This is a genomic window from Alphaproteobacteria bacterium, from assembly GCA_040218575.1.
Taxonomy (GTDB): domain Bacteria; phylum Pseudomonadota; class Alphaproteobacteria; order JAVJRE01; family JAVJRE01; genus JAVJRE01.
This window is the reverse complement of the sequence record JAVJRE010000007.1, coordinates 105,147-125,627: the sequence shown is the minus strand read 5'-3', so window position 1 is coordinate 125,627 and position 20,481 is coordinate 105,147. Positions and strand designations below refer to the sequence as shown.

Annotated in this window: 20 protein-coding genes; 3 read left to right on the top strand and 17 right to left on the bottom strand. The window is 67.2% G+C overall.

Annotated elements, in window-relative coordinates; genetic code table 11:
- Window positions 1-3 precede the first annotated feature (3 nt).
- Both secD and yajC read right to left on the bottom strand, forming a co-directional pair.
- Window positions 4-1,542: a protein translocase subunit SecD gene (gene secD, locus RIE31_10065; protein ID MEQ8640929.1), complete on the bottom strand. Its 1,539-nt coding sequence runs from the start codon at window positions 1,540-1,542 to the stop codon at window positions 4-6.
- 76 nt (window positions 1,543-1,618) lie between these two features.
- Window positions 1,619-2,035, bottom strand: coding sequence for a preprotein translocase subunit YajC (yajC, locus tag RIE31_10060; GenBank protein ID MEQ8640928.1), 417 nt, complete (start codon window positions 2,033-2,035; stop codon window positions 1,619-1,621).
- Between the two features lie 291 nt (window positions 2,036-2,326).
- Between yajC and RIE31_10055 the strand changes: the two genes are divergently transcribed.
- On the top strand, window positions 2,327-3,244 hold the full coding sequence (locus RIE31_10055; protein MEQ8640927.1) for an ATP-binding protein: 918 nt from the start codon (window positions 2,327-2,329) through the stop codon (window positions 3,242-3,244).
- Between the two features lie 53 nt (window positions 3,245-3,297).
- Here the strand turns inward: RIE31_10055 and RIE31_10050 are convergent, their stop codons facing one another.
- The 14 genes from RIE31_10050 to RIE31_09985 all read right to left on the bottom strand — a co-directional run bounded on the left by RIE31_10050 (window position 3,298) and on the right by RIE31_09985 (window position 17,220).
- Window positions 3,298-4,437, bottom strand: a complete 1,140-nt coding sequence (locus tag RIE31_10050; GenBank protein MEQ8640926.1) for a peptidoglycan DD-metalloendopeptidase family protein — start codon at window positions 4,435-4,437, stop codon at window positions 3,298-3,300.
- Window positions 4,438-4,442: 5 nt separating this feature from the next.
- Complete coding sequence (locus RIE31_10045) at window positions 4,443-5,117, bottom strand: protein-L-isoaspartate(D-aspartate) O-methyltransferase (GenBank protein ID MEQ8640925.1); 675 nt, start codon at window positions 5,115-5,117, stop codon at window positions 4,443-4,445.
- A complete protein-coding gene (gene surE, locus RIE31_10040) occupies window positions 5,114-5,875 on the bottom strand; it encodes a 5'/3'-nucleotidase SurE (GenBank protein MEQ8640924.1) in 762 nt (253 codons plus the stop codon). The genes RIE31_10045 and surE overlap by 4 nt, the downstream gene beginning before the upstream one ends.
- Window positions 5,876-5,946: 71 nt before the next feature.
- Window positions 5,947-7,224, bottom strand: coding sequence for a serine--tRNA ligase (gene serS, locus RIE31_10035; GenBank protein MEQ8640923.1), 1,278 nt, complete (start codon window positions 7,222-7,224; stop codon window positions 5,947-5,949).
- 141 nt (window positions 7,225-7,365) lie between these two features.
- Complete coding sequence (gene tatC / locus RIE31_10030; protein ID MEQ8640922.1) at window positions 7,366-8,205, bottom strand: twin-arginine translocase subunit TatC; 840 nt, start codon at window positions 8,203-8,205, stop codon at window positions 7,366-7,368.
- Window positions 8,206-8,283: 78 nt separating this feature from the next.
- Window positions 8,284-8,811, bottom strand: coding sequence for a Sec-independent protein translocase protein TatB (gene tatB / locus RIE31_10025; protein MEQ8640921.1), 528 nt, complete (start codon window positions 8,809-8,811; stop codon window positions 8,284-8,286).
- Between the two features lie 66 nt (window positions 8,812-8,877).
- Window positions 8,878-9,114 carry a twin-arginine translocase TatA/TatE family subunit gene (gene tatA / locus RIE31_10020; GenBank protein MEQ8640920.1) on the bottom strand — a complete coding sequence of 79 codons (237 nt, stop codon included), beginning with the start codon at window positions 9,112-9,114 and terminating at the stop codon, window positions 8,878-8,880.
- Between the two features lie 83 nt (window positions 9,115-9,197).
- Window positions 9,198-10,427 (bottom strand): ABC transporter ATP-binding protein, encoded by a 1,230-nt coding sequence (locus tag RIE31_10015; GenBank protein MEQ8640919.1) that lies wholly within the window; start codon window positions 10,425-10,427, stop codon window positions 9,198-9,200.
- Between the two features lie 56 nt (window positions 10,428-10,483).
- Window positions 10,484-11,191, bottom strand: coding sequence for an SMC-Scp complex subunit ScpB (scpB, locus tag RIE31_10010; GenBank protein MEQ8640918.1), 708 nt, complete (start codon window positions 11,189-11,191; stop codon window positions 10,484-10,486).
- 22 nt (window positions 11,192-11,213) lie between these two features.
- Window positions 11,214-12,098: a ScpA family protein gene (locus RIE31_10005; GenBank protein ID MEQ8640917.1), complete on the bottom strand. Its 885-nt coding sequence runs from the start codon at window positions 12,096-12,098 to the stop codon at window positions 11,214-11,216.
- 118 nt (window positions 12,099-12,216) lie between these two features.
- Window positions 12,217-13,269 (bottom strand): glycoside hydrolase family 3 N-terminal domain-containing protein, encoded by a 1,053-nt coding sequence (locus tag RIE31_10000; protein ID MEQ8640916.1) that lies wholly within the window; start codon window positions 13,267-13,269, stop codon window positions 12,217-12,219.
- A gap of 8 nt (window positions 13,270-13,277) precedes the next feature.
- Window positions 13,278-14,174, bottom strand: coding sequence for an SPOR domain-containing protein (locus RIE31_09995; GenBank protein MEQ8640915.1), 897 nt, complete (start codon window positions 14,172-14,174; stop codon window positions 13,278-13,280).
- A complete protein-coding gene (argS, locus tag RIE31_09990) occupies window positions 14,174-15,976 on the bottom strand; it encodes an arginine--tRNA ligase (protein MEQ8640914.1) in 1,803 nt (600 codons plus the stop codon). The genes RIE31_09995 and argS overlap by 1 nt, the downstream gene beginning before the upstream one ends.
- 14 nt (window positions 15,977-15,990) lie before the next feature.
- Complete coding sequence (locus RIE31_09985; GenBank protein ID MEQ8640913.1) at window positions 15,991-17,220, bottom strand: deoxyguanosinetriphosphate triphosphohydrolase; 1,230 nt, start codon at window positions 17,218-17,220, stop codon at window positions 15,991-15,993.
- 105 nt (window positions 17,221-17,325) lie between these two features.
- On the opposite strand from RIE31_09985, the gene erpA reads away from it, so the two are divergent.
- The gene (erpA, locus tag RIE31_09980) at window positions 17,326-17,715 is read left to right on the top strand and encodes an iron-sulfur cluster insertion protein ErpA (protein ID MEQ8640912.1); all 390 of its coding nucleotides are present in this window, start codon (window positions 17,326-17,328) and stop codon (window positions 17,713-17,715) included.
- A 43-nt stretch (window positions 17,716-17,758) separates the two neighbouring features.
- Window positions 17,759-18,541, top strand: coding sequence for an exodeoxyribonuclease III (gene xth / locus RIE31_09975; GenBank protein ID MEQ8640911.1), 783 nt, complete (start codon window positions 17,759-17,761; stop codon window positions 18,539-18,541).
- Between the two features lie 98 nt (window positions 18,542-18,639).
- On the opposite strand, the gene ilvD is transcribed toward xth, so the two are convergent.
- Window positions 18,640-20,376 carry a dihydroxy-acid dehydratase gene (gene ilvD, locus RIE31_09970; GenBank protein ID MEQ8640910.1) on the bottom strand — a complete coding sequence of 579 codons (1,737 nt, stop codon included), beginning with the start codon at window positions 20,374-20,376 and terminating at the stop codon, window positions 18,640-18,642.
- Window positions 20,377-20,481: the final 105 nt, after the last annotated feature.

The following is a 20,481-nucleotide window of genomic DNA, read 5'->3' as shown; positions in this document are numbered from 1 at the left end:
ATCCTACAGCGTCAGGGTGCTGGGCCGCCTGGCCCGTAGCCACCGCACAATCAGCAGCCGCGACACCATGAACGCGCAGAACAGCGACGTCAGAATGCCGACCGACAGGGTGACGGCGAAGCCGCGCACCGGGCCGGAGCCGAATATGAACAGAAACAGCGTGGCGAACAGGGTCGTCAGATTGGAATCGATAATCGTGCCCATGGCCCGGCTGAAGCCCGCGTCCACCGCCTGGATGGGACTGCGGCCCAGCCGCAGCTCTTCGCGGATGCGCTCGAAGATCAGCACATTGGCGTCCACCGCCATGCCCATGGTCAGCACGATGCCGGCAATACCCGGCAGCGTCAGTGTCGCCTTGAGGGCGGTCAGCACGGCGAACAACAGGATGATGTTGCTGACCAGGGCGATATTGGCATACAGGCCGAAACGGCCGTAGGTCACCAGCATGAAGCCGGTCACGATGACCAGGCCGACGCCCGCCGCCAGCTTGCCGGCGGAAATCGAGTCGGATCCGAGGCTGGGGCCGACCGTGCGTTCCTCGATGATCGTCAGTGGCGCGGGCAGCGCGCCGGCGCGCAGCAGCAGGGCCAGATCCTGCACTTCCTGGGCGCTGAAGGATCCTGAAATAATGCCGTTGCCGCCCAGGATCGGCTCGCGCATGACCGGTGCGGAGATGATCCTCTCGTCCAGCACAATGGCAAAGCGGCGGCCCACATTCTCTGTGGTGATCGTCGCGAACTGCCGTGCGCCCAGGGAATCGAAGCGGAACGAGACCACCGGCTGGCCCTGGTGAAATGTCGCCTGAGCGTCCGTCAGGTTTTCGCCGCTGACCCGGGTTCGCCGTTCGATGGCCAGCCGTCCGGCCTCCTGCTGCCCGGCTCCTTCCACCGGCAGGACCAGCCGTCCGGCGGGCACTCGTCCACCAGCGATGTCTGCCGCGGTCACCTCTTCATCCACCAGATGGAAGGTCATGCGGGCGGTACGCCCCAGCAGGCTCTTCATGCGCTCGGGGTCGTCGACGCCGGGAAGCTGCACCAGAATGCGGTCGGCGCCCTGACGCTGGATCAAGGGCTCGGTCGTGCCCGACTCGTCAACCCGCCGGCGAATGATCTCGATGGACTGGCTAACCGCGTTGCTGGCCCTGGCGTCGGCGGCTTCCTGGCTGAGGCTTACGGTGATGGCGTCGCCCTGCCGCTCCACGCTGAGGTCGTGGTCGATGGCGCGCAGAAGCGTCATCGCCGCATCGCCTTCCGCCGGGTCCGTCAGGGTCAGGCGGACCCTGCCGGCGGCCACGCCAAGCCCGCGATAGCCGATCCGATCTTCACGCAGGCTGGCCCGGACCAGATCCACCACGCTGTCCAGATAGTCATTGACGACACTGTCGGTCTCGACCCGCAGCAGCAAGTGCGAACCGCCCTGCAGATCGAGCCCCAGAACCACCTGCCGCGCCGGCAGCCAGGACGGCAGGCTGTCCACCACACTGCGCGGCAGCACATTGGGCACCGCCACGATGATGCTGGCCAGCAGCACAGCAAGGGTCACGGCTACCTTCCAGGGAGCGAGATAGACCATCGCTTGGCGTCAAAACCGCGCTTGGCTGGCGGGCCCGGACAGCGGCCTAGCGGCCCATCAGACGGTTGATGATACCGCCCTTGCCCTGGTCATTGCTGGGTCCGCTGACCGGGCCGGAAGCGGCATTGCCGCCGCCGCCGCTGTCGGCCGGCTCGCTGCGCGACAGGATATCGGTGATGGTGCCGCGCATGACGCTGACGCGAACGCCCTCGGCGATCTCCACCTGCACTTCCGCATCACCGGTGACACGGGTCACCTGGCCGACGATGCCGCCGCCGGTGACAACGCGGTCGCCACGCTTGAGGGCCTGCACCATCTCCCGGTGGGCCTTCATCTTCTTCTGCTGTGGGCGGATCAGCAGGAAATAAAAGACGACAAAGATCAGGACCAGCGGCAAGAAGCTGATGAAACCACTACCGGCTCCTCCGGCGGCGTCCTGGGCGAGGGCGGGCGAAATGAACATGGGCAAGTCTCCGGGGTGTCATTGGCCGCTGGGACGGCTGGGGAGCTGGGACGGCTGGGGCCTGGTGGGGCCGGTTCTCGGCCGGCGCAACCGGCCGGAATCTGGCGCGGACCTTATCAGCCCGCCCCGCCCTTGCCAATTGACACGCCCGGCAGCGCCCTGCCGCATCGGCTCCCTCGCCGGCTCGCCCAAATGGCTGGCCATCATGTCCCGGGGGCCATCTCCCGGGGGCCATCTCCCGGGGGCCATGACTGGCTGTGCCGCTGCCGGCCCTGTGATAGCGTCCCGGCGATGGATGACTTCGCCCTCAACATGCGTGTGCTGGCGGCGCTGGAGCGCATCGCCGCCGCCTTGAATCGCTCGGCCGGCGACACTGCTGCCGCCCCATCGGGCGCCGCTCCCGCCGCCTCTGACACCCTCCCCGACGCCCCCGACGCCCCCGACGCCCCCGACGCCTGGCTATGGGAGCCGGCAGCGGGCCGCCTGCATCCGATTCCTCGCATGAACGCTGTGGCTCTCGATCTGCTGGTCGGTATCGACCGGCAGCGCGATTTACTGCTGGCCAATGTGCGCCAGTTCGCCGCCGGACTGCCGGCCAACAATGCCTTGCTGTGGGGCGCGCGCGGCACCGGCAAGAGTTCGCTGATCAAGGCGGTGGCCCGCGCCGTCGCCCATGAGCACCCCGGCGTCCTCCACCTGGTGGAAATCCACCGTGAGGATATCCCATCCCTGCCCGCCCTGCTTCGCCTCCTGGGTCAGAAAAACGGCCGCTTCCTGTTGCTGTGCGATGACCTGTCCTTTGACAGCAGTGACGCCAGCTACAAGTCGCTCAAAGCCGTTCTGGAGGGCGGCGTCGAAGGCCGGCCCGGCAACGTGCTGTTCTGCGCCACGTCCAACCGCCGCCACCTGATGAGCCGGCGCATGATCGAGAACGAGGACGCCAGCGCCATCTCCGCCGGCGAGGCCGGTGAGGAAAAAATCTCCCTGTCCGACCGTTTTGGCCTGTGGATCGGTTTTCACGCGGTGGACCAGCCAACATATCTGGCCATGGTCTCCGCCTATGCTGATCGTTTCGGCCTGGACATACCGGCGGACCGTCTGCACGCGCAGGCGAAGGAATGGTCGGTCACCCGCGGCGCCCGCTCGGGCCGGGTTGCCTGGCAATACATTCAGGATCTGGCCGGGCGGCTGGGCCAGACTCTGGACTGACAGCCGGCCGCATCTGCATGGCTAACCCCGCCAGGGGGCCGGGTCCGCCGCAATCAGGGCGGGCGGGTCAGCCCGACGTCCGCCGGGTCGACCGGTCGCGAGTGCCGCCGCACTTCAAAGTGCAGTTGCGGCTCACCTACATTGCCGGTGGAGCCGACGCGAGCGATGGTCTGACCGCGCCGCACCACGTCGCCCCGTCGCACCGCCAGCACGTCGTTGTGGCCATAGGCGGTGAGCCAGCCATCGGCGTGTCGGATCAGCACCAGATTGCCGAAGCCCCGGATTTCGTTGCCCGCATACACCACCGTGCCGTTCTCGGCCGCCAGCACAGGGGTGCCGCGCGCCGCGCGGATGTTGATCCCATCGTTCTGCAGGCCGCCTTCACCAGGCCCGAAGCGGGCGACCACCTGACCCTCCACCGGCCACAGGAAGGTCCCGGCGCGGGCCGGCGGATCGGCCAGCGGGCCCCTCACCGCTGCGCGTGGCCGGGTCGCCACGCTGATCGTCGGCAGCCCCTGGCCCGCCGCAGGGGTGATGCCCGCCGAGCCATTGGCCAGGGAATCGGTTGCGGCAGCGCTCTGGGCCGGCTGTGTGGTGGCGACAACCACGCTCTCGGCTGCTTCCGGTTCCAGGCTGTCCAGCGTCTGGGCAGCCACGGCAATGGACGCCGCGGCGCTCTCGGACTGCGCGGCATCGCCGGTCAGGGACGTGGTGGAGGTCACCACCGTGGCTGGCAGGGTCAGAAGCTGGCCAACCTGAATACGGGCCTCGGCACCAAGGCCGTTGGCCCGCGCCAGGGAAACCTGATCGACGCCGAACCGGTTGGCGATGCCATAGACCGTATCGCCGGCCTGCACCCGGTAGGTGGTCGGGGTCGGCACCGTCAGGCTCTGCCCGGCGCTCAAACGAAAGGGCGGGCGCAGGCCGTTGGCCTCGATCAGGGCGCGCTGCGATACGCCGAAGCGCCGGGCCAGGGCATAGACCGTATCGCCCGAGCGCACCACCACCATGCCAGGTCCCCCGCCAGAGACCCCTGACGCCGTGGCGGCAGTCGGCTGCAGCGGCCGCGTGCGGGCGTCCTGCTCCACCGCCGGCAGCGGCAGACAGGCGGCCAGGACCAGCAGTGCACAGGCGGTGACCAGGCAGGCGCGGCGCCAGGCCCGCAGGACACCGGCCATCAGGGCACCGGCCATCGCCGTCAATCCACCGTACGATCCGACACCAGCGGGACGAACCTGACCGGCGTCAGTGGCTCCTCGCGCCAGGTCTCTCCGGTCCGGGTAATCCGCACCAGACTCTGGTCGCTGTGCTGTCGTCCCACTGGCACCACCAGAACGCCACCGTCCCGCAATTGCTCAATCAGGGCCGTCGGCACGACATCGGCGGCGGCGGTGACGATGATGCCATCGAAGGGCGCCTGTTCCGGCCAGCCGGTGGAGCCGTCGCCAACCCGCGTAACGATATTGGACAGGCCCAGCTGGTTGAACAGGATCTGCGCCTGACGCATCAGGCTGCGATGGCGTTCGATGGTGTAGACCCGGCGCACCACATGGGCCAGCACGGCGGCCTGATAGCCGGAGCCGGTGCCGATCTCCAGCACCTTGTCGCGCGGGCCGACGCCCAGTGCCTGAGTCATCATCGCCACCACGCTGGGCTGGCTGATACGCTGATCCTCGCCGATAGGCAGGGAGGTGTCTTCCCACGCCCGCTCGCGTGAATGTTCGGGCACGAACAAGTCACGCGGCGTCTGTTCCATGGCCTTGAGGACCGCCATATCGCTGATTCCGTGCTGGCGGAGCGTCATGATCAGCCGCGCCACCCGGGCCGGATCGGGCTGGCTCACACCGTCACTGTCCGCGGCGTGGCCGGTCATGTGATCGCGCCGTTCAGATGCTGTCGAAATCGCGCCAGGGCCGGGCGATAGGTGTGGTCCAGGTGCAACGGCGTAACCGCAATGGCCCCTTGCTCTATGGCCGCCAGGTCCGTGCCTTTGCCCATGGTGCCGCCGGTGCGATCGAGAATCCAGAAATAGTCGCGACCGCGCGGGTCGGTGCGACGGTCGATGGCGATTTGCAGGTCGCGCCGCCCCTGACTGACGATCCGCACCTCCTTCACGTCTCCTGGCGGACGCGCCGGGAAATTGATATTGACCAGAACGCCTTTGCCCCAGTCGAGCGTTATGATGCGGCGGATCAGGTCCGGCGCATGGCGCTCCGCCGCCTTCCAGTCGAGCCGCCCCTTGCTGTCCCGTTCCTGGCTGAGCGCGATAGCGCGCATGCCAAGAAGGGTCGCCTCCTTGGCCGCGGCGACGGTGCCCGAATAGGATACGTCCTCGCCCAGATTGCTGCCCTCGTTGATGCCCGACAGGACCAGGTCCGGCGGCCGGCCCTCAACCAGATGACGGCTGCCGATCAGCATACAGTCGGTGGGCGTGCCACTGACCGCAAAGCGCTGCGGGCCATGGGACGACACGCGCAGCGGCGCGTCCACGGTCAGGGAGTGGCTGGCGCCGCTTTTCTGGGTTTCCGGCGCAACCACCCACACATCGTCGCTAAGGGTGCGGGCGATCTTCTCCAGCACCTTGATGCCGTCGGCGTGGACGCCATCGTCATTGACCAGCAGGATGCGCAGCCCGCGATCATGCTCTTTCTGAACGGCGGATTTATCGCCCCCGACGGCACGGGCCGTCGTGGCTTTGCGGATCACGCCGCCGGCTCCAGCCGTGTGACACCGCCCATGTAGGGCTCCAGCACAGCCGGAATCCGCACACTGCCGTCCGCCTGCTGATAGGTCTCCAGCACCGCCACCAGGGCGCGCCCTACCGCCACGCCGGAGCCGTTCAGGGTGTGGACGAACTGCGTCCCCTTGCCGTCGGCCGGACGCAGGCGGGCGTTCATGCGGCGCGCCTGAAAGTCGCCGCACGTGGAACAGCTTGATATTTCGCGGAACATATCCTGTCCCGGCAGCCATACTTCCAGGTCATAGGTGCGGCGGGCGGAAAAGCCCATGTCGCCGCTGCTCAGAACCACCACCCGGTAGTGCAAGCCAAGCCGCTTGAGCACTTCTTCCGCACATGCGGTCATGCGCTCCAGCTCCTCCTCGGACTCCGCCGGACGGACGATAGAGACCATCTCCACCTTGGTGAACTGATGCTGGCGGATCATGCCCCGCGTATCACGGCCGGCAGCCCCCGCCTCGCTGCGAAAACAAGGCGAATAGGCGGTCATGCGCAGCGGCAGCTCGTCTTCGGGCACAATCTGCTCGGCGACCATGTTGGTCAGCGAAACCTCCGCCGTCGGGATCAGCCAGCGATCATCGGTGGTGACGAACTGCTGATCGGCAAACTTCGGGAGCTGGCCTGTACCGAACAACGCGTTCTCGCGGACCAGCAGGGGGGCATTGATCTCCCGATAGCCGTGCTCGCCCGTATGCAGGTCCAGCATGAACTGGGCAAGCGCCCGCTCCAGGCGGGCCAGGCCGCCACTCAGGACCACAAAACGTGAGCCGGACATGCGCGCCGCGGTCTCGAAATCCATCAGGCCGAGCCGTTCGCCGATCTCGAAGTGCTGCTGCGGCGGGAAGTCCAGTGCCGGCTTCTGGCCGGAGCGCCGCAATTCCACATTGGCCGATTCATCCGCGCCAACCGGAACGTCGTCCGCCGGCAGGTTGGGAATACCAGCCAGTAGGCCCGTGATTTCCGTGGCCAGGGCGTCGGCTTCCGCTTCCACAACCATCAGCCGTTCATCACCGGCGCCGGCATTGGCCAGCAATGCCGAGGCGTCTTCGCCGCGGGCCTTGGCCTGGCCGATTTCCCGGCTCAGTTTTTTCTTCGCGGCCTGCAGCACCTGCGCTTCGGTCAGGGCGGCGCGGCGGCGTTCGTCACGGGCCAGCACATCGGCCGCCATGGCCGGCAGGCCGCGACGGGCCAGGCCGGCGTCGAAATCCTCAGGATGTTCGCGAATCCATCGCAGGTCATGCATACCCCTTCGATGGCATGGCCGCCGGACCGGTGCAAGGCCCCTGTTGCCGGACGCCGGCCGCTAACCTGCCGCGCCATGGAGCCCGGGCGGGCCAGCCTGGCGGCGGCCCCGCGGCAGCCCGGGTGGCGGCTCTGACCGCGCCTAGCTGTTGAAGTCGGTCTCGTCCTCGTCCTCGTCGCCGCCCTCGTCCTCTTTCAGGGTCTTTTCCTGGCGGCGCAGGCGACCCTTCTCGATACGACGCACGGCGAAAACCGAAACCTCGTAAAGCACCAGAATCGGCAAGGCCAGGCTGATCTGGCTGAGCGGATCGGGCGGCGTCAGGATGGCCGCGGCGATGAAGGCGATGACAATGGCATAGCGCCGCTTCTTGGCCAGACCGACCGAGGTGACGATACCGGCGCGCCCGAGCAGCGACAGCAGGACCGGCAACTGGAAGGCCACGCCAAAGGCGATGATGAACTTCATCACCAGGGACAGATACTCGCCGACCCGCGCCTCGAGCTGCACTTCCACGCCGCCGGCCAACTGCGTTTCCTGGCTCAGGAAAAAGCCCCACGCCAGCGGCATGACTACGTAATAGACCAGCGCCGCACCGGCCACGAACAGCACCGGTGTGGCCAGCAGGAACGGCAGGAAGGCCCGTTTCTCCGTGCGATAGAGCCCCGGCGCCACGAACATCCACAACTGGCCGGCAATGATTGGAAAGGACAGAAAGAACGCGCCGAAGAAGCCGACCTTGACCTTGACGAAGAAAAACTCCTGCAAGGCGGTGAAGATCATTCGCCGGTTCTCTACATTCTCGCCGAACGAATCAATCAGCGGCTGGGTCAGGAAGGCGAAGATCTGATTGGCGAAAATGAAGCAGAAGACAAAGGCGATAAACAACGTCCCCACCGCCCACATGAGGCGGTTGCGCAGCTCCAGCAGGTGCGCCAGCAGCGGCATTGGCCGATCGGTGACGGGGGCGTCCTCGGTGGTCATCGCATGGCTGTCGGTTGCACGGGTCCGGGTGTCAAAGGGTTCCTTCCGGCCGCCTGTCCGGCTGGCCGAAGCGGCCGGTCAGCCGCCAGCCTGTGGCCGGCTGGATTGCGCGGCCCGGGACTCGCCGCTGCCGGGCGCGGTCTGGCCGCCGCCGGGCGCCGGCGGAGTCTGACCGTTACCGGCGACCGCCGCCTGGCCATTGGCCGGCGAGGCTTTGCCGAGGGTGCCGGCGGCCGCTGCGCCCGCTGCGGGAGTAGCGGCACCCACTGCCGGCGTAGCACCGGCGGACGGTGCGGCTGCGAGCGACGATGACCGCCCGGACAGTGAACGGGTGGTCGCCGCCAGGCTGCCATCGGGATCGATCGACTTCTCCAGCCGCTTGCCCATATTGACGCTGGACGCCGACTCGATCTGCTTGCGCACTTCGTTCAGTTCGCTTTCCTCGGCCATATCATTGATGGAGTTCTGGAAGTCACGCATGACCCGGCGCGCCTTGCCACTCCAATAGCCCATGGTCTTGAACGCGCGCGGCAACTCGCGCGGACCGATCACGATGATGGCGATGATGGCGATAACCGCCAGTTCCGCCCAGCCCAGGTCAAGCATCGGGAGCCCTGCCGATTAACGGCATGCCGGCGAAGCCGTGGCGTGGGACGCCGCGGCGTGTCCGGACTACGCCGTTTCCTTTTTCTCGGTCGTCGTCGACGCGGCCGGAGCCGGGCTGTCCGATGGCACCTGCTTGGAGACGGTCTTGGCGTCACGCGCCTCGTCGCCCTCGTCCTGCATGCCGGACTTGAAGCTCTTCACGCCCTTGGCCACGTCACCCATCACCCGCGGCAGTTTGCCCGCGCCGAAGATGATAAGGATGATCGCCAGCACCAGAACGACCTGCCAGATACCAATACTCATGGGAAAAACTCCCGTTTCCTCAAGAGATTAAGCGCCAACAATGACAGAAAGCCGGGGCCGGAGCAACGCGTCCGCGCGGCACGTTATCGCGAGGCCGCCATTCCGCCGCCGCCGCCCACCTCGCCCGGCCGCCCTTGGCGATCATGCTGGCTGTCCCGCGCAAAGACAAAGGTATGGGCCGGGTTCATGGTTACCGCCACGTGTGCGCCGGCAATCCGGTCATAGACACCGGGCACCCGGGCATGGAGATGGAGCGGCGTTGCGCTGCCATCATCCGCCACATCCAGCGACAGATGCACCAGTGACGTGCGTCCCAACAGGCGGCTGGCCTGAATCTGCGCCACACGGGGCGGCAGCCCGCCGCCGGACTGAGTCTGGGTATATGACCCGGGCTCGGCGGCGGTCAAAAGCAGGCCCTCTGGCCGGATCAGCACCTGGACTGGCGTACCATCCGCCAGATCCGGTGCCGCGACCGGGCCCAGCGGCGTTGCCACAAAGCGCTGGATTACCATCCCGTCGATCCGGTTGACCTCGCCGAAAAAACGGGCCACGAAATCCGATGCCGGCCGCAGATACAGGTCCGCCGGCCGCCCCACCTGGGCCAAGCGCCCCTCGCGCATCACCGCAATGCGATCGGCCATGAACATGGCCTCTTCCGGATCATGGGTAACCAGCAGGGTGGCGGTGCCGCTGTCCTGCAACAGGTGCAGGGTATCGTCCCGCACCTGATCACGCAGCCGCGCGTCGAGGCCGGAAAACGGCTCGTCCAGCAGCATGATCCGCGGTTGCGGCGCCAGGGCGCGGGCCAGGGCGACGCGCTGCTGCTGGCCGCCGCTCAGCATATGGGGGAAAGACGCGGCAAGGTCGGCGATGCCCACCCGTTCCAGGGTCGCACCCACCCGCTGCCGCCGCTCACCGGACTTCAGGCGGCGCAGGCCGAACGCCACATTTTCCCATACAGACAGGTGGGGGAAAAGGGCCATGTCCTGAAACACCAGCCCGACGCCGCGATGTTCCGGCGGTGTGTCGGTCCGGCCATCGGCCACCAGCGTGCCGCCGATCAGGACCCGTCCCGCCTGCAACCGCTCCAGCCCGGCGGCCAGCCGCAGCAGCGTGGTCTTGCCACAACCTGACGGGCCAAGCAGACAAACCAGCTCCCCGACGCCTACCGCCAGGCTGACACCGCGCACCGCTTCGAACGCGCCATAGCGGTGCTGTACGGACTCCAGCGACAAACCGCTGGCCCGCTCCGCCATAGCCGGCCGCTGTTTCTGCCCGCTCAGCGCCACCACATTGTGCTGGTTCTTAGTCATTCTGAAATATCAGTATAGATATATGTGACAAGAGTCTGATTTTTAACCTTGAAAGCTTATCGTTCACGAACGGAAGTGAGCGGCGTCGCGTCGCCTTCGCTCTCCTCCCCGTCATCCATCAGTGCGTCGTCGAAGGGGTCGCCGCCGGGCCCCTCGCTACCGTCTTCATCATCCTCGGCCGGCTCGGCAAGCTCGTCGGCTGCGTCGCCGCCGCCGACCTCCGGGCCCATGGGCACCTGGCGCGCCAGCAGGCCGGTGGCCTTGAGGTCTTCCATGCCCGGCAGGTCGTCGATGGACTCCAGGCCGAAATGTTCCAGAAATGCGGGGGTGGTCAGCCAGGTTACTGGCCGCCCCGGCGTGCGGCGGCGGCGGCCGGGTTTGATCCAGCCGGTCTCCAGCAGGATGTCCAGCGTTCCCCGGCTAAGGGCAACGCCCCGGATTTCCTCGATTTCAGCCCGGGTGACCGGCTGGTGGTAGGCCAGCGTGGCCAGCGCCTCCACCGCGGCCCGGGACAGCCGCCGGCTGACCGTCTTTTCCACTTCCAGATAGGGCGCCAGATCCGCCGCCGTGCGAAAGGTCCAGCGGCCGCCGACCTTGACCAGATTGACCCCGGCGCCGGCATAGCGCGCCGCCAGATCAGCCAGGACCTGCGACAGATCGGTGCCGTCCGGCAGCCGGGCCTGCAACGTCGCCTCGTCCAGCGGTTCCTCGGCCGCGAACAGGACGGCCTCGGCGAGGCGCAGCGGGTCAACTGAAGTCGTCATGGTTTCAAAATCCCCGCTCCGGTCAGGCCGACTGATTACGCGCGCGCAAGAAGATATCGCCGAACTGACGGTCCTGGCGGATTTCAGCCCGGCCGCTGCGCACCATTTCCAGGCTGGCGGCGAAACTGGAGGCCATGACGGAGCGCACCCCCAGCGGGCTGGCGCCGCCGGCGCCGGCAATCAGGCTCGACAGGCTGGTCCAGTCGGCCAGCCCCGGCAGGACGCGGCTCAACCGCTGGATCGCTTCGTCCATGCTGGTCAGATCGCCCGCGTCGAAGTGCATGATGCCGGGGTCGCGCCGCCGCATCTGGTTGCCATAGGCGCGCAGCAGGTCATAGAGGCTTAGCTGAAACACCGGGTGGTTGATGACGCGGATGCCTTCCGGCTGGCCCCGTCGAAAAACGTCGCGCCCCAGACGTGGCAGCGCCAACAGCTTTTGCCCGGCTTCCTGCATGGCTTCAAGCTGACGCAGACGGAAGGTCAGGGCGGCGGCCAGTTCTTCACCGCTCGGCCCGTCCTCCTCGTCCTCCACCGGCAACAGCAGGCGGGACTTGAGATAAGCCAGCCACGCGGCCATCACCAGATAGTCCGCCGCCAGCTCCAGCCGGTGGTGGCGGGCGATCTCCACAAACTTCAGATACTGCTCGGCCAGGTCCAGGATCGAAATCTGAACCAAATCCACCTTCTGTTCGCGGGCCAGGGCCAGCAGCACATCGATAGGCCCCTCATAGCCGTCCAGCAGCAGCACCAGATCGCCGCCGTCCACGGCCGCCGGGTCATCTTCCGCAAAGCCGGCCGACCGTCCGCCGGCCGCCGTTTCACCCTCGCCGACCACGCGCAACTGCGGCGGCGTGGCGCCGCCGGCCGCCGCCTCTGGGTTGTCGTTTGCCGTGTCGTCGCCTGTCATGGCCCCGGCCTGCCCCCGTAGCTGTCTGCCCGTGGTCCGTCTGCGCGGTGCGGCCATTCCAGCCCGAAGGCTGACCGCCGGCCCCACCTTAGCGGCACGGGTGTGGCGAAGAAACCAGTCATTGGGCGGCATCGCGGCCCATCAACCGCCATAGGGCGGCCAGCCGTTCAGCCGGCGCCGCCGCTTCTTCCGCTCGTCGTGCCACGGTCAGCCGCGCCTGATAATCCCGCGCCGCCGTCAGACGCCTGGCCGACGCCGCACTCATGGTCGGCAGCGCCATCGCGATTTCGCTCATTTCCGCCAGATCGCCCTTGCAGTGAAGGGCAAGGTCACAACCGGCCGCCAGGGCCCGCTGCGCTCGCTCCGCCAGGCTGCCGCCAAGCGCGTTCATATTCAGGTCATCGCTCACCACCACGCCCCGCAGGCCCAGCCGGCGGCGCAGGATGCCGCCGATGACGGCGGTAGAGAATGTTGCCGGCTCGCGCGTGTCCCACGCCGGATAGCGGATATGTGCGGTCAGCACCCAAGGCGCATCCTGATGAGCGGCAAAAGGCGCCAGATCAATCGCCAGCCGGTCATCGCTATCCGCCACCTCCGGCAACGCCTCATGGCTGTCGGCAGTTGCCCGGCCATGTCCCGGCGCGTGCTTTATCGCCGGCGAAACCCCGCCGTCCTCCAGCCCCTCACGCCAGGCCCGACTCAGGGCCATGACCGAATTGGCCGTATTACCGAATACCCGCCGCACCAGAAAGTGGTGGGTTTGCGCCTGCCGCACGTCCAGGGTCGGCGCGCAATCCACGGTGAACCCCAACGGCGCAAGCTGGCCAGCGATGATCCGGCCGTGCAGCCTGGCTGCCGTCAGCCCGTTGCCCGGATCGGCCTCATACAGATCGCCAAGATCGGCCGGGGACGGCAGGTCCGCCCATGCCGGCGGCCGCAGCCGCTGCACCGGACCGCCTTCCTGATCGACCAGGACCGGCGTCAACCTGTCGCCGACGCAATCACGCAGCTCGCCAATCAGGTCCCTAATCTGCTCGGGCCCGCGACAATTGCGTCCCATCAGAATGAACCCGGCCGGCCGCAATCCGGTGAAGAACGCCCTTTCCTCCGCCGTCAGTCGTTCGCCTTCGCACGAGAAGATGACCGGCGCACGATCACCGCTGACCGCCATACCAGGATCTAGCGGCTGATCACGAGACAGGCCTGATTCTGCGCCGCCAGGGCTTCGCAGGCCTGTTCCGCCGCCGCCTTGTCGGCCCAGTCGCCCGCCCGGATGCGCCAGAAGACGCCCCGCGAACCAAGGTCGGCGCGCTCCAGGTGCAGGGTCAGGCTACCCAGCACGGCCGGATATTTGCCCTGCATCCGCTGCCATTCGTCGCGCGCGCGATCCTCCTCGCGCACCGCGGCCAGTTGAATGCGCCAGGCCCCGGCGCCATTTGCCGTGCCCGTATTCACGGTGCCGATGGCCGTCGCGGAGGCGCTCGCCGCCGCCGTCCCGGTCGCTGTCTCGGTCGCTGTCGCGGCGCCGCTTTCCGCCGCCGTGACGGTGGCCGCGTTACTTGCACCGCCGGTTTGCCCGGCCGTGTCCACAGCCTCGGCTGCCTCGGCAATATCGGCAAGCACCGCTTCGGTTTCCGCGTCCGCCGCCGCACTGGCCGGCGGCAGCAACGCACCCTCGGCGACCTGCTCCGCCGTGGGTAGGTCAGGCACTTCCGGCCCGCCCTCCCCATCCTCGCCGGCCGCCGCCGGCTGGGGCAGCGCTTCGGCTGGCGGCGGCAATAATTGCTCGACGCTGCTCTCCCCGCTTTCCGGGTCAATCCGCTCAAACACGGTGGAATCCTGATTGGCGATATCCAGCCCGCCAGGGTCCGCCGGGCGCACCTTTTCCGGCGTTTCGTCGGCCGTGATCATCGGCGGCGCGCCATCATCCGCGCCGCCGCTCACCAGGCCATAGGCGTACCACACCAGCCCGCCGAACGCGGCGACCAGAACGGCGGCGATTGCCCAGGTAAACAGACGGCGACGCTCGCCACTCTCGTCATCCCGCCTGTCGTGTCGATCATCATCCAGCGCCATCAGCGCATCTCCTCCGCCGCGGTCACTCCCATCACCTCAAGACCGGCCGCGATCACCAGCCTGAGGGCGCTGACCAGGGCCAGCCGCGCCCGGGTCGCCGGCACATCGTCCGGCAATAAGAATCTAAGTCCCGCATCATCCCGCCCCTTGTTCCACAGAACATGGAAGCCGCTGGCAAGATCATACAGATAATAGGGCACGCGATGCGGCTCGTGCGCCTCCGCCGCTCCTTCCAGGGTGCGCGGCCAGCCGGCCATCTGGCGGATCAGGTCAAGCTCCGCCGGGTCGGTCAGCGGTGTCAGGTCGGCCGCCGCCAGCGCCGCCGGCGACAGGTCTATCGCCGTCATCTCGCTGGCGGCGTGGCGCAGCACCGACGAGGCGCGGGCGTGGGCGTATTGCACATAGAACACCGGATTGTCGCGCGACTGCTCCTTGACCTTCTGCAGATCAAAGTCCAGCGGCGCGTCATTGCGACGGGTCAGCATCATGAAGCGCACCGAATCGCGCCCCACCTCCTCCACCAGATCGCGCAGGGTGACGAAATTGCCGGCCCGCTTGCTCATGCGCATGGGCTCGCCACCGTCCAGCAGGCGGACCAGCTGGCACAGCTTGATGTCCAGCGTCACCGCACCGTCGGTCAGCGCCGCGACGGCCGCCTGCATACGTTTGACATAGCCGCCATGATCCGCCCCCCAGACGTCGATCAGGCTTGTCGCCCCGCGCTCCACCTTGTCCAGGTGATAGGCGATGTCCGGTGCGAAATAGGTCCAGCCGCCATCGGACTTGCGCAGCGGCCGGTCCACGTCGTCGCCGAAGCGGGTAGCGCGGAACAGGGTCTGCTCGCGCGCCTCCCAGTCGTCCGGCACCTGGCCCTTGGGCGGCTCCAGCACGCCCCGATAGATCAAGCCTTTGGCCTCGAGCCGGGCACAGGCGGCCTCCACCTTGCCGGCCTCGACAATGGCCCGCTCCGACGTAAACACCTCATGGCGCACGCCCAGCTCGTCCAGGTCGCGGCGGATCAGATCCATCATGGCGGCCACCGCAAACGGTCGTACCGTCGCCAGCCACACGCCGGCGCCGGCCGGCCCTGGGCTGCCGCCCCTATTGTCAGCCAGGCTGTCGCCGTGTTCTGCCGCCAGGGCCTGTCCCGCCGGCACCAGATAGTCGCCCTGATACTCAAGCTGGCCGGTGGGCGTCAGGGCGCCAAAGGCCGCCGCGTCCATCGGCGCGCCAAGCGCCTCCAGATAGCGCCAGTACGTCGCCCACGCCAGTGCATCAACCTGCGCCCCGGCATCGTTGACGTAGTATTCCCGGGTCACCCTGTAGCCGGTGGCCTCCAGCAGCGAGGCCAGCACATCGCCGACCAGCGAGACGCGGGCGTGTCCGATGTGCAGCGGCCCGGTCGGATTGACCGAGACATACTCCACATTGACCGTCTGCCCCTGGCCGGTGGTGGACCGGCCATAGGTGCGGCCCGCCTGCAGGATGTCGGCCACCTGGCTCAGCCAGAACGAGTCGCGCAGCCGCACGTTGACGAAGCCCGGCCCGGCCACCACGGCCGCCGCCACCTCCGGCAACGCCTGCAGTCCTTCACACAGCATGTTGGCAATTTCGCGCGGCGCCATGGCCGCCGGCCTGGCCAGAATCATGGCTGCATTGGTAGCCATGTCGCCGTGGCCGGCCTCCCGCGGCGGCTCGACAGTCACCCGCGCCAGGTCCAGGCCGTCCGGCAGGCGGCCGGCCGCCACCAGCGAGGCAATCACCTGGTTCAACTGGCGCCGCAAATGATGAAAGGGGTCCATGGCGTCGGGCTGGCTCAGGCGTCCCACCGGCCAGCCGGCCGGCGGTCGGGGAAAAAGCGTTCGTGCTCGCGGAAGGCAAAGCGGTCAGTCATGCCGGCGATATAGTCGGCGACCAGCCGCGCCTGCTCCGTGCTGGCGGCGCCATCGGTAAGGGCTGCCCATTCGTTTGGCAAGCGGGTCGGGTCGCTGTTAAGGGCCTCAAACAGATCGCGAACCACCTGCCGCGCCACGTCCGTGCGCTCGGTGACCACCGGATGACGATACATCCGGGCGAACAGGAAGCGGCGGACCGACTGCACTGCGTCCGTCATCTCACCTGAAAACGCCACCACCGGCCTCGCCGCCTGCCGAATGGCATCAGGCGACTGGGGGGCAAGCTCCTGCAGCCGGCGACGGGATTCGTCGATCATGTCGGCCACCATGCGGTTGATCAGCCGGCGCACCGTCTCATGAACCAGACGGCCTGCCTCCAGATCGGGATAGCGCTCCACCACCTCCGCCACCGCCGCATCCGCCAGCGGCAGCTCCGCCAGGTCGGCAACGCTGAACAGGCCGGCCCGCAGGCCATCGTCCAGATCGTGATTGTTGTAGGCTATATCGTCGGCGAGAGCGGCGATCTGCGCCTCCAGGCCCGCATGCGTATGCAGTTGCAGGTCATGCCGGGCGGCGTAGGCCGCGATGGCATAGGCCAGCCCGGACGTATCGCCACCGGCCCGGTCGATCAGCGGGCCGTTGTGCTTGACCACCCCTTCCAGGGTTTCCCAGGTCAGATTGAGGCCGTCGAACGCCGCATAGCGCCGCTCCAGCAGCGTCAGGATACGCAGGGTCTGGCCGTTGTGATCGAACCCGCCATGGTCGGCCATGGCTTCGTTCAGCGCGCTCTCGCCGGCATGGCCGAATGGCGTATGGCCAAGATCATGGGCCAGCGCCAGGGCCTCGGCCAGATCCTCATGACCGCCCAGGCGACGGGCGACGGAACGGGCGATCTGCGCCACCTCCAGCGAATGGGTCAGGCGGGTGCGGTAATGGTCACCCTCGTGAAAGACAAACACCTGGGTCTTGTATTGAAGCCGGCGAAAGGCGGTGGAGTGGACCACACGGTCACGATCACGCTGGAAGGCCGACCGGCCGGGGCTCTCCGCCTCGGCATACAGCCGCCCGCGGCTGTGCTGCGGGCGGCACGCATAAGGCGCCAGAAGCGCGGAGCGATCATCGGGCGTTGGCGCATCTTGGGGCGGCGGCATGGACCGGACGCTATATCTATGCCGGCCCGCTTTCAATGCGCGTTTGACCCGGACTGCCGGACCGCCTACATAGCATCCAACGCCGTTTTCCTACCGGATTGCCCCATGAGCCAGACTCAACACGACCACCCGGCCGCCGCTTCACCTGGCGATACCCCGGCCGCGGCGCCGGCGATCGTGGTCACCGCCTCGGCGGCCCGACGCATCCGACAAATTGTCGAGGCGGAATCCGGTCCGTCCATGCTGCGCATCGCCGTCAACGGCGGCGGCTGTTCCGGCTTTCGCTATGATTTCTCGCTTGAGTCCCAGGTCGCGGACGATGATGTGCGTTTCGAACGCGACGGCGCGGTTGTCCTGGTGGATGCCATGTCGCTGGATATTCTCGCCGGCTCGGAAGTGGATTTCGTCGACGACCTGATCGGCGCCGCCTTCCAGATTCGTAATCCCCAGGCCAAGTCATCGTGCGGCTGCGGCACGTCCTTTGCCATCGGCTGAGTTCGGGACCAGCCCGCACCTGGCGGCGGAGTCCCTGCGACCTATGAAGATCGCCACCTGGAACGTCAATTCCCTGCGCGCCCGCATAGAGCGGGTGGTTGAATGGATTGACGAGGCCGGCCCTGATGTCCTGCTGATGCAGGAAATCAAGACGGTTGCCGAGACCTTTCCGCGCGATGCTTTTGAAAGCCGCGGCTACGCCCTCCATGTGGTCGGTCAGAAATCCTATAACGGCGTGGCCATTGCCTCACGCCTGCCCATGACGCCGGGTCTTTCCACCCTGCCCGGCGACACGGACGACCTCCAGGCGCGCTATGCCGAGGCGGTCATCGGCGACGGGCCGTCGGCCGTGCGGGTGGCGGCGATCTATCTGCCCAATGGCAATCCCGCGCCCGGTGAAAAGTTCGACTATAAGCTGGCCTGGCTGGCCCGCCTTGATGGCCATGTGCGGCATCTGATGGCCGGTGAAGAAACTTTCGTCCTGGGCGGCGACTACAACGTCATTCCCGAGTCGCGCGACGTCCATGACCCGGCTGCCTGGCAGAATGATGCGCTTTTTCGCCCTGAAAGCCGGGCCGCCTTACGCACCCTGCTTCACCACGGCCTGACCGACGCCTATCGCGCCGTCCACCCGGACACCATCGCCTACAGCTACTGGGATTATCAGGGCGGCGCCTGGCAGAAGGACAATGGCATCCGCATTGACCATCTGCTGCTGTCGCCGGCGGCGGCCGACCGTCTGGACGGCGCCGACATTGACCGGGCGCCGCGCGGCCGGGAAAAGGCCAGCGACCACACGCCGGTGTGGTGTACCCTCAGCGACTAGCCGTCGCCGGGCGACCCGACCCATAACGGCCGGCAAATCAGCCCCCCAGCCTTGAGAGGCGCCTTAGTTCACGGGCCCCGGACTCAAAGATCCCCGGATCACAGGTCCGCGTAGACGTGGGTCTCCGCCTGTGCGCCGGGATGGGTCACCGCCCCCTTCTGCGCCGGACCGACGGTCTGGGCATAGCGCCACAGGGCGCCGGACTGGAAATCGGTGGCGCGCGGCGTCCATGCCTTGCGCCGCTCCGCCAGTTCCGCCGCTGACAGCGCCACGTCGATGGTCCCGGCGTCGGCGTCGATGGTGATGGCATCGCCGTCGCGCAACAGGCCAATGGGGCCGCCCACCGCCGCTTCCGGCCCCACATGGCCGATGCAGAAGCCGCGCGTGGCGCCGGAAAAACGTCCATCGGTGATCAGCGCCACCTTGTCGCCCATGCCCTGACCATAGATCGCCGCCGTGGTCGCCAGCATCTCGCGCATTCCGGGGCCGCCCTTGGGCCCTTCATAGCGAATGACCAGCACCTCGCCCTCCCGGTAGTCGCGGCGCTGCACGGCGGCAAAGGCCTCTTCCTCGCTGTCGAAGCAACGGGCCGTGCCGCTGAACTTCAGAGCCTTCATGCCGGCCACTTTCACGATCGCTCCTTCCGGCGCCAGATTGCCTTTCAGACCGACAACGCCACCGGTCGGCGACAGCGGGTTCGACACCGGCCGAATCACATCCTGTTCATCAGAAAACTCAACATTTTCAAGATTTTCTGCCAATGTCTTCCCACTGACGGTTATGCAGTCACCATGCAGATAGCCGCCGTCCAGGAGGGCCTTCAACAGCACCGGTACGCCACCGATCTCATACATGTCCTTGGCCACATAGCGGCCGCCGGGCTTGAGGTCGGCAATATAGGGTGTGCGCCGGAAAATCTCCGCCACATCGAACAGATCGAAATCAATCCCCGCCTCGTGGGCGATGGCCGGCAGATGCAGCGCCGCGTTGGTCGACCCGCCGCTCGCCGCCACCACCATGGCCGCGTTCTCCAGCGCCTTGCGGGTGACGATGTCACGCGGCCGGAGGTTCATCTGCAGCAAACGCATGACCATTTCGCCGCTGGCCTCGCCATAGGCATCGCGGCTCTCATAAGGCGCCGGCGCCCCGGCCGAGCCGGACAGCGCCAGGCCCATGGCCTCGCTGACACAGGCCATGGTGTTGGCCGTGAACTGGCCGCCACACGATCCGGCGGACGGGCAGGCGACGCACTCCAGGGCGTGCAGTTCGGCTAAATCCATCTTGCCGGCGGAGTGGGCGCCCACCGCCTCGAACATGTCCTGCACCGTGATATCCCGCCCCTTATAGCGGCCGGGCAGAATGGAACCGCCATACATGAAGACCGACGGTACGTTCAGGCGGACCATGGCCATCATCATGCCTGGCAGCGACTTGTCGCAGCCGGCCAGCCCGACCAGCGCGTCATAGCAATGGCCGCGCATGGTCAGCTCGACCGAATCGGCGATCAGGTCGCGGCTGACCAGCGACGACTTCATGCCGGAGTGGCCCATGGCGATGCCGTCGGTGACCGTAATGGTCGTGAACTCGCGCGGCGTACCGTGCGCCGCCTTGACCCCTTTCTTGACTGCCTGCGCCTGGCGCGACAGTGAAATGTTGCAAGGGGCAGCTTCGTTCCAGCATGTAGCGACGCCGACGAAAGGCTGATTGATCTCCTCCTCCGTCATGCCCATGGCGTAGTAGTAAGACCGGTGCGGCGCCTTGTCCGGGCCAACCGAAACGTGACGGCTGGGCAGACGGGACTTGTCCACGGGGCGGGGCGTGAAATCGTCGGGCATCGGCGTTCTCCGGTCTCTGCATTGGGGACATTCAAGTCAGGGCAGTCAGAGCGTGGCAGTCATTACGGCCGGGCCGGCGCTCCAGGGCCTGACCCTACCTGTCCC